Here is a 13,907-nt window from a genome sequence, read left to right on the forward strand (position 1 = left end):
TGACACAGCGATGCAGCCATTACGGCGCGAGCACGGCCCGGAAGGCCCGTTCGCCGATGCCGCCCATCAGCGGGTTGTCGGCCGAGTGCGTCAGGAAGGCGACGGCCAGGGCGAGCGCCCATCCGCGGGCCCGTTCCCACATCGCGTCGTCGGCCCGCCCGTACGCCTGCCGCAGGTCCGCGCGCTGCTCGGCGGGGAACAGCATCCACGTCACCGACAGGTCCGCGGCCGGGTCGCCCGAGGTGAGGTCGCCGAAGTCGATCACGGCGCTGATCCGCTCCCCGTCGATCAGGATGTTCGCCGGGTGCAGGTCGCCGTGCAGCCACAGTGGCGGGCCGTCCCACACCGGCGAGGCGGTCGCCGACTCCCACACGCGCAGCGCGGCGCGCCGATCGGCGGCGTCGGCGAGGTGCGCCAGCCCGCTCACCACGCCCTCGGCCCGACCGGCCAGCGGGATCCCCCGGTGCGGGTTGACCGGCGCGTCCGGCGCCGAGGGGAGGTGCAACGCAGCCAGGAAGTGGCCGAGTTGGGCTGCCGCTGCCGGGCAGGTGCCCGGTTCGTGCTCCGCGGCCGTCCGGCCCGGGAAGTACGGCACGATGCTCCACGACCACGGGTAGTGCTCCGTCGCCCGGCCGGTGCGCACCGGCGCCGGCACCGGCAGCGGGAGGCGGGCAGCCAGCTCGGGGAGCCACCGCTGCTCGTGCGCGGCGAGTTCGGCGCCCAGGGCCCGCCGGGGCAGCCGCACCAGGTACTCGTCGCCGAGTCGGCACACGAGGTTGTCCCAGCCGTTGGCGAGCACCTCGACCGGCAACCCCGCCAGGTCCGGGTGCTGCTCCGCCACCAATCGCCGCACCAGCCCCACGGAGACCTCGACCTCCGCCGCCGGCATTCCGCGAACCGCCCGCACCGTCATACCGGGAACCCTACGCACTCCTCGGACGGGTGCAAGGAGCTGCGGCAACTGGTGGCAAGCGATTGCCACCACCGGGCCGGGCGGCGGACACTCCACCCCATGTCACCCCCTTCCGTGCCCCTGCGTCCGCACCCGGACCGGCTGCTGCCCGCCGACCCGGGGGTGCGGGCGCTCGCCCGGCGCCTCTACGCGAGCGTGCGCGCGCTGCCGATCCTCTCCCCGCACGGGCATGTCGACCCGCGGCCGCTGGTGGACGACGTCGCGTTCCCCGACCCGGCGACGCTGCTGGTCACGCCGGACCACTACATCACCCGGCTGCTCCACGCGAGCGGCGTCGGCCTGGCGGAACTCGGCGTCGGGCAGGGGCCGCTGACCGAGCGGCAGGCCAGGGTGGCGTGGCGCCGGCTCTGCGAGCACTGGTACGTCTTCCGCGGTACGCCGGTGCGGTACTGGCTGGAGTCCGAGCTGGCGGAGATCTTCGGCGTCACCGAGCGCCCGGACGCCGCGAACGCGGACCGCCTCTACGATCGGATCGCCGAGCGGCTGGCCGAGGACGCCTTCCGCCCGCGTGCCCTGTTCGACCGCTTCGGCATCGAGGTACTGGCCACCACCGACGACCCGTGCGACGACCTGGCCGCCCACCGCGCGCTGGCCGCCGACCCCGCTTTCCGGGGCCGGGTCGTCCCGACCTTCCGGCCCGACCGCTACCTCGAACCCGCCGGGGCGGGCTGGGCCGCGGCGGTCGCCCGCCTGGGCGAGGCCGCCGACGAGGACACCACCACCTACCCGGGCTACCTGCGCGCCCTGGAGTCCCGGCGCCGGTACTTCGTCGCGCACGGCGCCACCTCCGCCGACCACAGCCACCCGGATGTCCGCACCGACCCGCTCGACCCGGCCACCGCCGCCCGGATCCACGCCGCCGCCCTGGCAGGCACGGCCACGGCGGCCGAGTGCACCGCCTTCCGCCGCCACATGCTGCTGGAGATGGCCCGGATGTCCTGCGAGGACGGGCTGGTGATGACCCTCCACCCGGGCATCCGCCGCAACCACCACACCCCGACGCTCCATCGCTTCGGCCCGGACACCGGCCACGACATCCCGGTCCGCGTCGAGTTCACCGACGCCCTGCGTCCGCTGCTGGAGCGCTACGGCACCGCGCCCGGCTTCCAGCTGATCCTGTTCACCGTGGACGAGAGCGTCCTCTCCCGCGAGATCGCCCCGCTCGCCGGGTTCTACCCATCGGTGTTCGCGGGCGCGCCGTGGTGGTTCCTGGACGCCCCCGACGCGATCCGCCGCGCCCGCCGGGCGGTCACCGAGACGGCCGGCTTCACCCGCACCTCCGGCTTCGTCGACGACACCCGTGCCTTCTGCTCCGTCCCGGCCCGCCACGACATGTCCCGCCGCCTCGACTGCGGCCTGCTCGCCGAACTCGTCGCCGAGCACCGCCTCGACGAGGACGAAGCCTTCGCCACCGCCCGCGACCTGGTCGACGCGATCCCCCGAAAGGCGTTCAAGCTCTGACCCACCCGCCCGTCGGGGCCCGCCTCCCTGCCGGGAGCCCGCCCACCGGCCGGCTGACCGCCGGCGCAGGCCGGTTCACTGCCGTCCGCGCCCCCGGTAGAGGTCGAGGTCGTCGGAGAGTTCGACGGCGAGGACGGTCGCGTACTCGTCGAGGTCCGCGGCGCCCGGAGCGTCGATCCAGGTGATGCCCGGCACCTCCCCGTGGCCGCCCGTGACGTGGTGGCCGAGCTCCGTTCCGGAGCCCAGCACGGACACCCGCTTCACCGGTGTGCGCAGTCCCTTGAGTGCGACGTACTCGCGGGGGATGTCGGGGCAGATCAGGTAGAGCGTGCGGCGGTCGGCGGAGAGGGTGCTCGGGCCGTGGTGGTGGCCGGGCGGCAGTCCGGCATCGGTGCCGTGGACGGCCGCGTCGTGCCGGGCGATCCACGCGCCGAGTCCCTCGAGCCGCTCGGCCTGCTCCGCCGGGATCGTCCCGTCCTCCCTCGGGCCCACTCCGAGCAGCAGGTTCCCACCCATGCCGATGGTCTCGGTGAAGTAGCGGACCAGCTGACGCACGCTCTTGTGATTCCCGTCGGCGTGCTGGTGGCCCCAGGAGTCGTTGACCGTCAAGCAGAGCTCCCAGGGCCCGTCGGGCGCCCGAACGGGCAGCCCCTGCTCGGGGGTGGCGTAGTCGCCGCGGGAGAGCATCCGGGCGTTGAGGACGGTGTCCGGCCCCGAGGCCGAGATCAACTCGGCCAGCGCGTCAATGCCCCACTGCTCCTCGCTGCGCTCCCACTCACCGTCGAACCACAGCAGGTCTGGGCGGTAGCGGTCCATCAACTCGGCCACCTGTCCGTCCCGGTAGGCGAGATAGCGGCGCCAGGCCGCCGGATCCTCCCGTCCGTCGACCGGCACGACCAGGGGGTGGGTCCGCGCGTGCTCCTCGCGGGACCCGGGGTACGACACGCTCGCGTAGTCCGGGTGGTTCCAGTCCGAATGGGAGTAGTACAGGCCCACCCGGAGGCCGGCACCGCGCACCGCGTCCACGAATCCCCGGACCAGGTCCCGGCCCGCGGGCGTGCGCCGGGCGACGTCGAGCCCGCCGTGGTCGCTGTCCCACAGGGCGACGCCGTCGTGGTGGCGGGCGGTGAGGACGGCGTAGCGAGCCCCGGCCCTGGCGAAGAGCGCAGCCCATGACGCGGGGTCGTAGTGGGCGGCGGTGAAGCCGTCGAGCTGCGCCATGTAGCGCTCGCGGGTGACCTGTCCGCTGTAGAACGCCCAGGATTCCGGCACGCCGTCGACGGCATAGATCCCGTAGTGGATGAAGATGCCGAGCTTGGCATCGGTGAACCAGGGCTGCATGGGCACGAGGATGCTCCGGGGGGTGCGGCACCAGCGGGAAGGCCGGTGGTCGGATATCTGCAGCCTAGGATCGACAGGGGCATCGCCACATGGGTCCGATTCACCCAGTTCTGGTAATTTTTCACCATGGCCGAGCCCCTGTGCGCAGATGTTTTCCTCGATGCTCCGCCGCTCGTGGCACAGCTCGGGGTCGGTGTGCACGGCACGGCGGTCGACCGGGAGGTCTTCCGGCTGCCCGGGCTCTGGCAGCTCCATCTGTACCGTTACCGGGCCCGGGTGATCATCGACGGGACGGTGCACGAGGTCCGTCCCAACTGGGTGACCCTGACTCCGCCGGGCTCGGTCGTGGAGTTCCATTACCGGGGCCGGTCCGAGCACGTGTATGCGCACTTCGAGACGGAGGAGGTGGGCGAGCCGCGTCGGGTCCCGGTGGCGCAGGACTTGTCGGTGGACGCTCCGCACCTGGCGGACGCACTCTCGCGGGCCGTGGCCGCCCACCCGCGCACGCCGAGGCGCGCTTCGGCGGAGCTGTGGACTGTGCTGTGGTCCATCGCCGAGTCGGCGGCGGCGCGCTCGGACGGGCCTCACCCGGCGGTCGCCACGGCGCTGGCGTACATCGAGGCGAACCTCGCCGGGCCACTGACCGTCCCCGGGATCGCCCGGGAGGCGGGGGTTTCGCACAACCATCTCACCCGCCTGTTCCGTGCCGAGCTCGATACGACCGTGGTCGGCCACCTGCGCCGCCGCCGGCTCGAGGTCGCCCGCCACCTGCTGCGCAACTCGACCCTGTCGATCCACGCCGTCGCCACTCAGGTGGGAATCCCGGACCTTCAGGCGTTCAACAAGGCGTGCCGACGCGAATTCGGGGCTTCCCCGCGGGCGTTGCGCCCGTAAAGACGGTGTGTCGGCTTCGGCCGCCGGCACCCGCGCGGCGCGGTGCGACACTCCGCCGGATCACCGGAGGGCGGGCGTCCGGCGGATGCGCCGTCAGCCGTCCACCAGCACGCCCGGGTTGAGGATCCCGTGCGGGTCGAGCGCCCGCTTGGCGGCGCCCAGCGCGAGCGCGAAGTGCTGCGGGCGCTGGCGGTCGTACGCCGGGCGGTGGTCGCGGCCGACGGCGTGGTGGTGGGTGATGGTGGCCCGGTGGCGGTGGAGTACGTCGGCGGCGACGGCCTTGAGCTCGTCCCAGACGGCGAGTTCGTCGCCCGGGCGGCCGCCGGCGATCACCGTGAAGTACGGGGCGGCGCCGTCGGGATAGACGTGGGTGAGGCGGCAGTTGATCAGGGCGGGGTGGCCGGTGGCCCGGCTCGCGGCGGCGCCGAGCTCGCTCCGGACGTCGGCGATCAGCGCGGGGATGCGGTCCCAGGTGGCGGCGGTCTCGAAGGTCTCCACGACGGCGCCCATCCGGGCCAGTCCGTCGCGCAGGTAGGGCATCCGCAGGAAGGCGGACCGCCAGGCGCGCACCGCGCCGTCGTCGGCGGTGCCGGACGCCGCCTCCGGGCCGGGGCGCCCGCCGTGGGCGCGGGCCAGGTCCACGGCGAGGGCGAGCCGGTCCTCCACCGGTGCGGTGGCGGACTCGAAGCCGAGGACGAGGACCGCCGACCCGTCCGCGGACGCCCCGGCGAGCGCGGCCTCCCCGGCGTCCAGCAGGCGGCAGTTGGCGGGCAGCAGGTCCGACTGCGCGATGTCGCGCACGGCGCGCAGCGCGGCGTCGAGACCGGTGAAGGCGACCGAGGCGGACGCCTTGTGGCGGGGGCGTTCCTGCAGCCGGATCCAGGCCCGGGTGATCACCCCGAGCGCGCCCTCGGAGCCGAGGAAGAGCCGGTCGGGCGACGGCCCGGCGCCGGAGGAGGGCAGGCGCCATGACTCGTCGGTCCCGGCGGGGGTGACCACCCGCAGCGCCTGGGTGAACTCGTCGATGCGGGTCCGGCCGGTCGCGTAGTGGCCGCCGGCCCGGGTGGCGAGCCAGCCGCCGAGCGTGGAGAACTCGAAGCTCTGCGGGAAGTGGCGCAGGGTCAGGCCGTGCGGCCGGACCCGGTCCTCCAGGTCGGGGCCGAGGATTCCGGCCTGGACGAGGGCGGCGCGGCCGTCGGCATCGACCTCCAGGACGCGGTCCATGGCGGTCAGGTCGAGGGAGAGTACCGCCCGGTGCTCGTCGCCGCGGTACTCGACGCCGCCGACGACCGAGGACCCGCCGCCGTACGGGACCACCGCCACCCGCTGCTCGCCCGCCCACTCCAGCAGCTCGGCCACGTCCCGGTCGCGGCGGGGGAACGCGACCAGGTCGGGGATCCGTCCCGGCCGGCCGCGCAGGGCCCGGACGACGTCGCGGTACGCCTTGCCCATCGCGTGTGCGGCGCGCGGGCCGGGATCCGCGGTGACCAGCGGCGCCAGGCTTCCCGGCGGCTCGACGGCGGGGCGGCCGATCCGCAGGTCGGCCACCTCGGGCTGCGGGAGGGGGCGGGCCAGGGTGCCGGGGACCAGGGCGCCCATGGCCGTGCACTCGGCGTCGTCGGGGTGGGCGTCGGCCCATCCCCAGCCCCACCAGGAGCGGGTACGGGACGGGCGGGGCGCGGCTCCTGCGGTCATGGCGGGACCTTCCGACGGCTGCGACGGCTACGGCGACATGAACTTACCGATTGGTAAATTACCGTAGGGTAAGATCCATGGCATGGCAATGCCTCCCTCCCGCCGAGCGGGAACCAGCCGAGCGGGAACCAGCCGAGCGGGGACCAAGGGCGTACCGCGCGCCGACCGCGAACAGCAGATCCTCGCCGCCGCCACCGAGGAGTTCGGCCTGCGCGGATACGACGCCACCTCGCTCGCCGCCGTCGCGGCGCGCGTCGGAGTCACCAAGACCCTGCTGCACCAGTACTTCGGCCCCAAACAGGACCTCTACCTCGCCTGCCTGAACGCCGTCGGCGACCGGCTCCTCGCCGCCATCCGCACCGCCATGGCCGACGGCGGCGCCACCGGCCCGCACACCCCCCTGCGCGTGCTCCACTCACTCTTCACCGCCCTCGAAGGACAGCGCGAAGCCTGGTTCGTCCTGTACGACACCTCCCTGCCCCCCGACAGCGAACCCGCCCGCCGCGCCGCCCACTACCGCGCCGCCATCGACACACTCGCCGAGACCGGCAGCCTCGACGTCCTCCGCCGCTCCGGCCCGGCCCACAGCCCGGACGCGGACCACCTCGGCGCGGACCCGCTCGACAGGGACCTGCTCGCGTACGCCTGGCGCGGCCTGGCCACCACCCTGGTCCGCTGGTGGATCAGGCACCCCGACGAGTCCGTGGACGCCATGACCCGCCGCTGCGCCCGGCTCTTCACCACCGCCCGCACCGCCCTCGCCCCCGACCCCGACGCGTGACCCCTGCGGCCCGGCCCGTGCCGCACGCCCCGGATCCGGAGCATGCGGCACGGACGGAGCGTCAGGCCGCGAGCGTCGGGTAGTCGATGTACCCGCGGTGGTCGCCGCCGTAGAAGGTGGACTGGTCCGGGGTGTTGAACGGCCCGTCCGCGGCGAGGCGGGCGGGGAGGTCGGGGTTGGCCAGGAACAGGGCGCCGAAGGCGATCACGTCCGCGGTGCCGTCCTCGATCAGGGCCAGCGCCTCCGGGCCGGTAGTGGCCGGATGGGTGAAGGGGTTGAGCACGAAGGCGCCCGGCCAGGCCTTGCGCAGCGAGAGCGTCAGGTCGCGGTCCGGCCCCTCCAGCACGTGCAGGTAGGCCAGGTCCAGGCCGGCCAGCCGCTCCACCAGGGCGGGGTAGACCTCGCCCGGGTTGTCCTCGGCGATGTCGTTGTACGGGTTCCCGGGCGAGATCCGCAGGCCGACCCGCTCGCCGCCGATGGCGTCGGCCACGGCGGTGGCGACCTCGACGGCGAACCGGATCCGGCGTTCCGTGTCGCCGCCCCAGCCGTCGGTACGCCGGTTGGAGTTGGGAGCGAGGAACTGGTGGATGAGATAACCGTTGGCGCCGTGGATCTCGACGCCGTCGAAGCCGGCCTCGATCGCGTTGCGGGCGGCGGTGGCGTAGTCGGCGACGGTGCGCAGGATCGCGTCCTCGCTCAGCTCCGCCGGCTCGACGAACTGCTTCGGCCCCTCACTCGTGTAGACCTGACCCTGGGCGGCGACCGGCGACGGGCCGACCGGCACCAGCCCGTCGGGCAGCAGGTCGGGGTGGCCGATCCGGCCGGTGTGCATCAGCTGCGCGAAGATCACGCCGCCCTCGCGGTGCACGGCTTCGGTCACCTTTCGCCACGCCCGCACCTGACCCTCGGTGTGCAGGCCCGGGGTGTCGGGGTAGCCCTGGCCGACGGCCGACGGCTGGATGCCCTCGCTGACGATCAGCCCGGCGCTCGCACGCTGCGCGTAGTAGGTGGCCGTCAGGTCCGTCGGCTCGGCGGCGGGGCCGTGGGCGCGGCTGCGCGTCATGGGGGCCATCGCAATCCGGTTGGCCAGGTGGCGGCCGCCGACGACGATCGGGTCGAATGCTGTGGTCATGGTCTCTTCCTCACGCACGATGAGCGATTTACCTGTCCGAACAGGTAAATCCGCGGACCCATTCCACGCCACCACTGTGACCCACATCACATGCCGTGACCTGCCTGGATGTGTCGACGTGACGAGCTGTCGCGATGCAGGCACGACCTGGCGCTACCGTTGACTGATCGATCAAGGAAGTGAGACCTGATGACCCAGCCCACCCCGAACGCCCCTGGCGCCCCGGGCGGACCCACCGGCGCCAGCGTCCCGGTCCCGGCCGCAGCCGCTGGCGGTCCCATCAGCCACGCGATCTTCCGACTCGCCCGCCTCCACCGCATGTACGCGGGACAGCTCCTGCGCCGCGTCGGCCTCCACCCCGGCCAGGAGCTGGTGATGATGCACCTGTGGGAACTCGGCCCGCAGCGCCAGACCGACCTGATCCGCCTGCTCGACTCCGACGCGGCCACCATGACCCGTACCGTCCAGCGCCTGGAGCAGGCCGGCTTCGTCCGCCGCCGCCCCTCCCCCACCGACCGCCGGGCCTCCCTCGTCGAACCCACCGCCGCCAGCCAGGCCCTGCGCATCGAGGTCGAACAGGCCTGGAGCCGCCTCGAAGACCTGGTGACCGCGGGCCTGTCCACCGACGAGCAGGCCGCCGCCCTGCACACCCTGGAGCGCCTCGAACAGAACCTCGCCCACGCCGCCGGTGACCCGACCTGCCCCGACGGCGGATGCTAGGAACCGCCCGGCCATGCGACTGTCTCCTGAGCTGCTCGCCGCCGGAGAAGCCGACAGCCAGGCCGCCCGCGTGCGCAAAGGATCGCGGCGGGCGGCCGCCGGCCAGAACTCGGCAACTACTCGACAGTGATGTCTTCGTAGGTGATCGTCACCTGTTCCGTCGCTGGCCCGGACTCGGAGGCTCCAAGCGACGGTCCCTCCCAGCGGGACGCCCAGGCGTTGCTGAGGTGAATGCGGCGGACCGTCTGCGCCTTCGCATCCTTCAACGCGATCGTGATGTTCTGGCGGGCAGCGTCGAGGTCGGCGTTGACCAGAGTGGCCTTGATCCAGTCGGTGAACGCGGTGCTCTTGTCCATGCCACGAGTGATCGTGATCTCACCGCTCTTGCGCGCCCCCGGCTGCTTGCGAACAAGCAGCTCACCGGTCGGTGAGACCTGCCGCACCTCGACGACGTCCTGCTCCAGTTGCAGCCCCGATACGGACTGAACGGTCTCAACCTGAAACTTGCCCAACTCGATGGCAAAGGTGCTGCTGCTGAACGAGTCACCGGTCAACACGATGTACGCCTCCCACGGCTCATCACGGAACAGGCCGGTGATCATTTCCTCCGGCCCGCAAAGTGCCTAACGCCACAAGCCCACGGCGGTCACGTGATCCCGCCGGCTCCCGCACGCCGCTCTCTTCCGCGAACGCGGCGATGGCCCGCAGGTACGAGGCTTCGACCGGGCCGTGCTCGCAGACCTGTCGCAGCCCTTCACGCGTCCGCAACCGCGCCCTCACCGTGCGATCCGTCCGATCCGTGCGATCCGTACCCACGTGCGCTTTAATGAATGAACAGTCATTTATGAACGACGGAAGGATGCGGCAGTGGCACGCCCCCGAGGGCTCGACGACGCGGCGATCCTGCGGGCGACCGCCGAGGTGATGGGTCGGCTCGGCCCCACCGGGCTGACGCTCGCCGCCGTGGCGCGGGAGGTCGGCCTGGTCCCCGGGACGCTCATCCAGCGCTTCGGTTCCAAGGCCGGGCTGCTCGCCGCCCTCGCCGAGCAGTCCGCGCGGGAGGCGGACGCCCTTCCCCAGCGGGTCCGCCGCTCACCCGGATCGGTCCTCACCGCCCTCTCCGCCCTGTCGGCGCTGGCCGGCGAATGGGCGGCCCCGCTGGACACACCGGAGCGGTTCGCCAACCACCTCGCGTTCCTCTGCACGGACCTCACCGATCCGCAGCTCTACCCCCACGCCCTCACGGTCCACCGCGCCCAGCGCCGGGCGATCGAGACGCTGCTCACTGAGGCCGTCGCCACCGGCGAGCTCCACGCCGGAACCGACGTGGCAGCCCTCGCCGGCTCCGTCCAGGCGGTCGTCACCGGTGCGGGCGTGACCTGGGCGCTGGAGCGCACCGGCACCCTCGCCGAGCGGATCCGGCACGAGCTCGACACCGCACTCTCCCCCCACCGTCCGTCCCACCAGGACGACACCACCCGGACCCCGGAGGAATCATGACCACCGACGACCGCCCGCTCGCCGGAAAGGTGGCCCTGGTTGCCGGTGGCACCCGCGGCGGCGGCCGGGGCATCGCCGTCGAACTCGGCGCCGCCGGCGCCACGGTGTACGTCACCGGACGCAGCAGCGCCGCCGGGCGCTCCGCCCTCGACCGCCCCGAGACGATCGAGGAGACCGCCGCCCGGGTCACCGCCGCCGGCGGGCGCGGCATCGCCCACCGCACCGACCACAGCGACCCCGACGACGTCCGGGCCCTGGTCGATCGGATCGCGGCCGAGCAGGACGGGCGCCTCGACGTCCTGGTCAACTCCGTCTGGGGCGGCGACCCGCTGACCGACTGGGCGCACCCGCTGTGGGAGCAGGACCTCGAGACCGGCCTTCGGCTGCTGCGCCAGGCGGTCGAGACCCACGTGATCACCAGCCGCCTCGCCCTCCCCCTGATGGTCGCCCGCCGCAGCGGCCTGGTCGTGGAGGTCACCGACGGCAACACCGCCCGCTACCGCGGCTCCTTCTTCTACGACCTCGCGAAGTCCTCGGTCATCCGACTCGCCGTCGCGCAGGCCGCCGAACTGGAGCCGCACGGCGTCGCGGCCGTCGCCCTCACCCCGGGCTTCCTCCGCTCCGAGGCCATGCTGGAGCACTTCGGCGTGACCGAGGCCACCTGGCGCGACGGCGCCGCCAAGGACCCGAACTTCGCCCACTCCGAGTCCCCCGCCTACCTCGGACGCGCCGTCGCCGCCCTTGCCGCGGACCCCGACGTCATCGCCAAGACCGGCCGGGCACTGGCCACATGGGGCCTCTACCGGGAGTACGGCTTCACCGACGCGGACGGCACCCAGCCCGACTTCGCCGCCCACTGGGCCGAGCACCTCGTGGACGAGTACGGACCGCTCGGCGACCCGCTCTGACGCCGGCGCCGCGCCGGTCACTCGACCTCGACGCGGTAGCGCCGCAGTCCTCGCTTCTCGTAGCTGCGCAGGGCGTTCGGGTGGTCCTGCGAGCAGGTGTGCAGCCACACCCGCCGCAGCGCCTCGGCCTCCACCGGCTCGGTGTCCCACGCCTGCCGCAGGGCGAGCGTCAGCGCGTACCCGCCCAGGCCCTTCCCCACGTACGCGGGCAGCAGCCCGAAGGCGACGATCTCCACGTCCCCGCCGGGCTGCGGCTCCAGGTACGCGACGCCCGCGGGCTCCCGCTCGTGGGTGACGAGCCAGTACTGGCGCAACGGGTGGGCCCGGATCTTCGCCTCCCACTGATCCTCGGTGCGAGTGGCGCTGTCCCAGCCGTAGTCGGCCCCCACCCGCGCTTGGACCGTGCGGACCAGCGGCGAGGACCGGTCCAGCCGCGCCAGCCCGAGGCCGGCCACCGCCTCGGCCGGTCGCAGCTCGCCCGGCGCCGTCATCTCCAGGTACGAGACCGTCTTTCCCACCGCCGCAGGCTACCGCGCTGCCCGGGCACCAGTCCCGGAGCGGCCCAACCCTACGAGGTGGGGATCGCCAGGAGCAGCCCGCCCTCGAGGCGTTCCTGCATGTAGCGGCCGTGGGCGGCGCAGACCAGGACGGTTCCGCCGAGGGCGTCCATGGCGAGGTAGGCGCCGGGTTCGCCGCAGGGGCCCTGGGAGCGGTCGTAGTTCCAGGCGGTGCCGCACTGGCGGCACCAGGAGCGGCCGTCCTCCGCCATGAGGGTGGGCCCGCAGTGGGGGCAGACCCCCCACCAGGCCGTGCACGCCCCGGACCACTGGGCGGCGCGTACGCGGGCGAGCTTCTCAGCGGCCGTGCCGATCCGCTGCGCGGCGAGGGCGAGGGCGTCCTCGACGGAGGCGGCCAGGGCGTTGCGGACCCCGCGGGGCAGTTCGGACTGGCCCGTGAGGCGAGCCCGCATGGCGGCCACGTCCTGCGCCAGCGCGTCCGCGCGTGCCTGTAGGTCGCGCAGTTCCGCCGGAGTCGGCTCGGCGCCGCCTCCGGCCGGGCATGCGTCTGCGAACACGGCCAATCACCCCCGACATGACGTACTGCGGGGCCGGCCCATGATCACGCGCCGACCACCCGCACAAACTCACCGTGATCAAAGCATGACAGTCGCCGGTCGACAAGTGACCGCCACCACATCCGGCCCGCCGACCCGCCGCGGCGGCCTCACTCCCCTCGCCGCTGGGGCCGCCCGGCCGCCTGTGCGTCCGGCGGGACGGGAACCTGCCTGATCGTCGCCCGGTCGTAGATGAACCAGCCCCACGCCAGATCCTCGCCCCAGCGGACGTGCGCCACCCACACCCGGCTGCGCGCCGGACGGCGCCAGACGGTCAGGATCCCGGTGCGCCATTCCCCGCCGACCCTGATGTGCACCGCCCGCCACGTCCGGTCCTCCTGGCACGGCCCGGACGCCTCCAGCAGCGCCGGAGGCGCCGGCTCGGCGTCGCCGGGCTGCCGCCCCGGGCGGGCGGGGCGTCCGTAGTACTGGCGGGAGGGGCTGGTGGTGCTCACACCCCCAGTATCGAATGCCTGTTCGATCGAAGGCAAGCGGTCGACCGGCCCGGGTCGGCGGCGGAGACGTGTCGGTGGGGCCTGAGACACTCCGGTCCGTGCTGATCAAGGGATACGACTACGGGCCGCTGGTCGCGGGTGAGCGGCTGCTTGAGCGCGCCGGGTTCTGGTCCAATCACCTGCTGGCCACGTGCCGGTTCACCTCGGGTGAGGCGCGGCCGGAACCCGAGTGGTTCGGTGATGACGGCGCCGACACGGACGCCCTGGCCGACGTCCTCCTGGACGATCAAGCCTGGCCGTCGTTCCGCATCCCCTTCCACGGCGGTCACAGCGCTGTCGTCGTCTACCGGAACCTCATCGGCGACTACGGGATCGACTACCTGCTGACCCAACCGGATTGGCCTCGGAAAGAGGACCTGTCCAGCTTTGACGGCGACTGGTACGGCCCGGGCCTGTCCTGGCGCGACATCGTGCACATCGCCGAGACGCCGGACCTGACCGCACCCGGCGTGCACGACACCGCCGCCCGGCTCCTGCTTCTGCTGCCGCTGCTCGCCGACGACGGTTTGCCTCCGGAAGCGCGAACCCGGGTGAACGCCGCTCTCACGGCCATCGGAGAACCCGAGGACTCTGCCCAGGACACGGCTGACCATCTCCTTCGAAACAGCCGGCCTTCAGCCAGGCGCCGTGGCGGCGCCGACTCCCCTCTGAGTGGTGGCAGCCACCAACACACTGAGCCCGAATCGGATGAATCGGCGGTGTTGTGGGCACTCAACCTCACTCGAACCCAGAGCGATGCCCTCGCCGACGCCCTGGGAAGCAGGCCTCTGCCGGCGCCGGCGCCTTGAGGCAGGCCTACACAAGCTCCAGGACGGATGCGCTCCGTCCGAAAGCCTCAGGCGTGTGCCGGCGCGGTCGTTCTGTTGTCCCAAC

The 13,907-nt window shown here is 73.2% G+C and carries 15 protein-coding genes; 7 read left to right on the forward strand and 8 right to left on the reverse strand.

What is annotated here, in order from left to right:
* Nucleotides 1-19 precede the first annotated feature (19 nt).
* Nucleotides 20-913, reverse strand: coding sequence for an aminoglycoside phosphotransferase family protein (locus tag FHR36_RS21245; RefSeq protein WP_253799746.1), 894 nt, complete (start codon nt 911-913; stop codon nt 20-22).
* 99 nt (nt 914-1,012) lie between these two features.
* Between FHR36_RS21245 and uxaC the strand changes: the two genes are divergently transcribed.
* A complete protein-coding gene (uxaC, locus tag FHR36_RS21250; RefSeq protein ID WP_253799747.1) occupies nt 1,013-2,434 on the forward strand; it encodes a glucuronate isomerase in 1,422 nt (473 codons plus the stop codon).
* Nucleotides 2,435-2,509: 75 nt separating this feature from the next.
* Here the strand turns inward: uxaC and FHR36_RS21255 are convergent, their stop codons facing one another.
* Nucleotides 2,510-3,781: an alpha-L-fucosidase gene (locus tag FHR36_RS21255; RefSeq protein ID WP_253799748.1), complete on the reverse strand. Its 1,272-nt coding sequence runs from the start codon at nt 3,779-3,781 to the stop codon at nt 2,510-2,512.
* A 120-nt stretch (nt 3,782-3,901) separates the two neighbouring features.
* On the opposite strand from FHR36_RS21255, the gene FHR36_RS21260 reads away from it, so the two are divergent.
* Nucleotides 3,902-4,669, forward strand: coding sequence for an AraC family transcriptional regulator (locus tag FHR36_RS21260; RefSeq protein ID WP_253799749.1), 768 nt, complete (start codon nt 3,902-3,904; stop codon nt 4,667-4,669).
* 93 nt (nt 4,670-4,762) lie between these two features.
* Here FHR36_RS21260 and FHR36_RS21265 read toward each other — a convergent pair whose 3' ends face one another.
* On the reverse strand, nt 4,763-6,364 hold the full coding sequence (locus FHR36_RS21265; RefSeq protein ID WP_253799750.1) for an FAD-binding oxidoreductase: 1,602 nt from the start codon (nt 6,362-6,364) through the stop codon (nt 4,763-4,765).
* 82 nt (nt 6,365-6,446) lie between these two features.
* Between FHR36_RS21265 and FHR36_RS21270 the strand changes: the two genes are divergently transcribed.
* The gene (locus FHR36_RS21270) at nt 6,447-7,145 is read left to right on the forward strand and encodes a TetR/AcrR family transcriptional regulator (protein ID WP_253799751.1); all 699 of its coding nucleotides are present in this window, start codon (nt 6,447-6,449) and stop codon (nt 7,143-7,145) included.
* A gap of 61 nt (nt 7,146-7,206) precedes the next feature.
* On the opposite strand, the gene FHR36_RS21275 is transcribed toward FHR36_RS21270, so the two are convergent.
* Entirely contained in the window at nt 7,207-8,277 is a 1,071-nt protein-coding gene (locus FHR36_RS21275; protein WP_253799752.1) for an alkene reductase, read from the reverse strand.
* A 189-nt stretch (nt 8,278-8,466) separates the two neighbouring features.
* Between FHR36_RS21275 and FHR36_RS21280 the strand changes: the two genes are divergently transcribed.
* Nucleotides 8,467-8,997: a MarR family winged helix-turn-helix transcriptional regulator gene (locus FHR36_RS21280; RefSeq protein WP_253799753.1), complete on the forward strand. Its 531-nt coding sequence runs from the start codon at nt 8,467-8,469 to the stop codon at nt 8,995-8,997.
* A gap of 116 nt (nt 8,998-9,113) precedes the next feature.
* Here the strand turns inward: FHR36_RS21280 and FHR36_RS21285 are convergent, their stop codons facing one another.
* Nucleotides 9,114-9,554 (reverse strand): phage tail protein, encoded by a 441-nt coding sequence (locus FHR36_RS21285; protein WP_253800641.1) that lies wholly within the window; start codon nt 9,552-9,554, stop codon nt 9,114-9,116.
* 310 nt (nt 9,555-9,864) lie between these two features.
* On the opposite strand from FHR36_RS21285, the gene FHR36_RS21290 reads away from it, so the two are divergent.
* Together FHR36_RS21290 and FHR36_RS21295 are read left to right on the forward strand one after the other, a co-directional pair.
* A complete protein-coding gene (locus FHR36_RS21290; RefSeq protein WP_253799754.1) occupies nt 9,865-10,497 on the forward strand; it encodes a TetR/AcrR family transcriptional regulator in 633 nt (210 codons plus the stop codon).
* Nucleotides 10,494-11,405, forward strand: coding sequence for an SDR family oxidoreductase (locus tag FHR36_RS21295; RefSeq protein ID WP_253799755.1), 912 nt, complete (start codon nt 10,494-10,496; stop codon nt 11,403-11,405). The genes FHR36_RS21290 and FHR36_RS21295 overlap by 4 nt, the downstream gene beginning before the upstream one ends.
* Nucleotides 11,406-11,422: 17 nt before the next feature.
* Here the strand turns inward: FHR36_RS21295 and FHR36_RS21300 are convergent, their stop codons facing one another.
* The 3 genes from FHR36_RS21300 to FHR36_RS21310 form a co-directional block, all read right to left on the reverse strand.
* Entirely contained in the window at nt 11,423-11,923 is a 501-nt protein-coding gene (locus tag FHR36_RS21300; RefSeq protein ID WP_253799756.1) for a GNAT family N-acetyltransferase, read from the reverse strand.
* Nucleotides 11,924-11,973: 50 nt separating this feature from the next.
* Nucleotides 11,974-12,480 (reverse strand): hypothetical protein, encoded by a 507-nt coding sequence (locus FHR36_RS21305; protein WP_253799757.1) that lies wholly within the window; start codon nt 12,478-12,480, stop codon nt 11,974-11,976.
* 149 nt (nt 12,481-12,629) lie between these two features.
* Nucleotides 12,630-12,974 (reverse strand): hypothetical protein, encoded by a 345-nt coding sequence (locus FHR36_RS21310; RefSeq protein ID WP_253799758.1) that lies wholly within the window; start codon nt 12,972-12,974, stop codon nt 12,630-12,632.
* Nucleotides 12,975-13,072: 98 nt separating this feature from the next.
* Between FHR36_RS21310 and FHR36_RS21315 the strand changes: the two genes are divergently transcribed.
* A complete protein-coding gene (locus FHR36_RS21315; RefSeq protein WP_253799759.1) occupies nt 13,073-13,822 on the forward strand; it encodes a hypothetical protein in 750 nt (249 codons plus the stop codon).
* The last annotated feature ends 85 nt before the right edge of the window (nt 13,823-13,907 follow it).

The sequence above is a fragment of the Kitasatospora cinereorecta genome, from assembly GCF_024172095.1.
Taxonomy (GTDB): domain Bacteria; phylum Actinomycetota; class Actinomycetes; order Streptomycetales; family Streptomycetaceae; genus Kitasatospora; species Kitasatospora cinereorecta.

Coding starts and splice junctions, on each gene's coding strand:
- FHR36_RS21265 (WP_253799750.1), bottom strand. CDS start 6,364: ATGACCGCAGGAGCCGCGCCCCGCCCGTCCCGTACCCGCTCCTGGTGG.
- uxaC (WP_253799747.1), top strand. CDS start 1,013: ATGTCACCCCCTTCCGTGCCCCTGCGTCCGCACCCGGACCGGCTGCTG.
- FHR36_RS21280 (WP_253799753.1), top strand. CDS start 8,467: ATGACCCAGCCCACCCCGAACGCCCCTGGCGCCCCGGGCGGACCCACC.
- FHR36_RS21275 (WP_253799752.1), bottom strand. CDS start 8,277: ATGACCACAGCATTCGACCCGATCGTCGTCGGCGGCCGCCACCTGGCC.
- FHR36_RS21260 (WP_253799749.1), top strand. CDS start 3,902: ATGGCCGAGCCCCTGTGCGCAGATGTTTTCCTCGATGCTCCGCCGCTC.
- FHR36_RS21270 (WP_253799751.1), top strand. CDS start 6,447: ATGGCAATGCCTCCCTCCCGCCGAGCGGGAACCAGCCGAGCGGGAACC.
- FHR36_RS21245 (WP_253799746.1), bottom strand. CDS start 913: ATGACGGTGCGGGCGGTTCGCGGAATGCCGGCGGCGGAGGTCGAGGTC.
- FHR36_RS21295 (WP_253799755.1), top strand. CDS start 10,494: ATGACCACCGACGACCGCCCGCTCGCCGGAAAGGTGGCCCTGGTTGCC.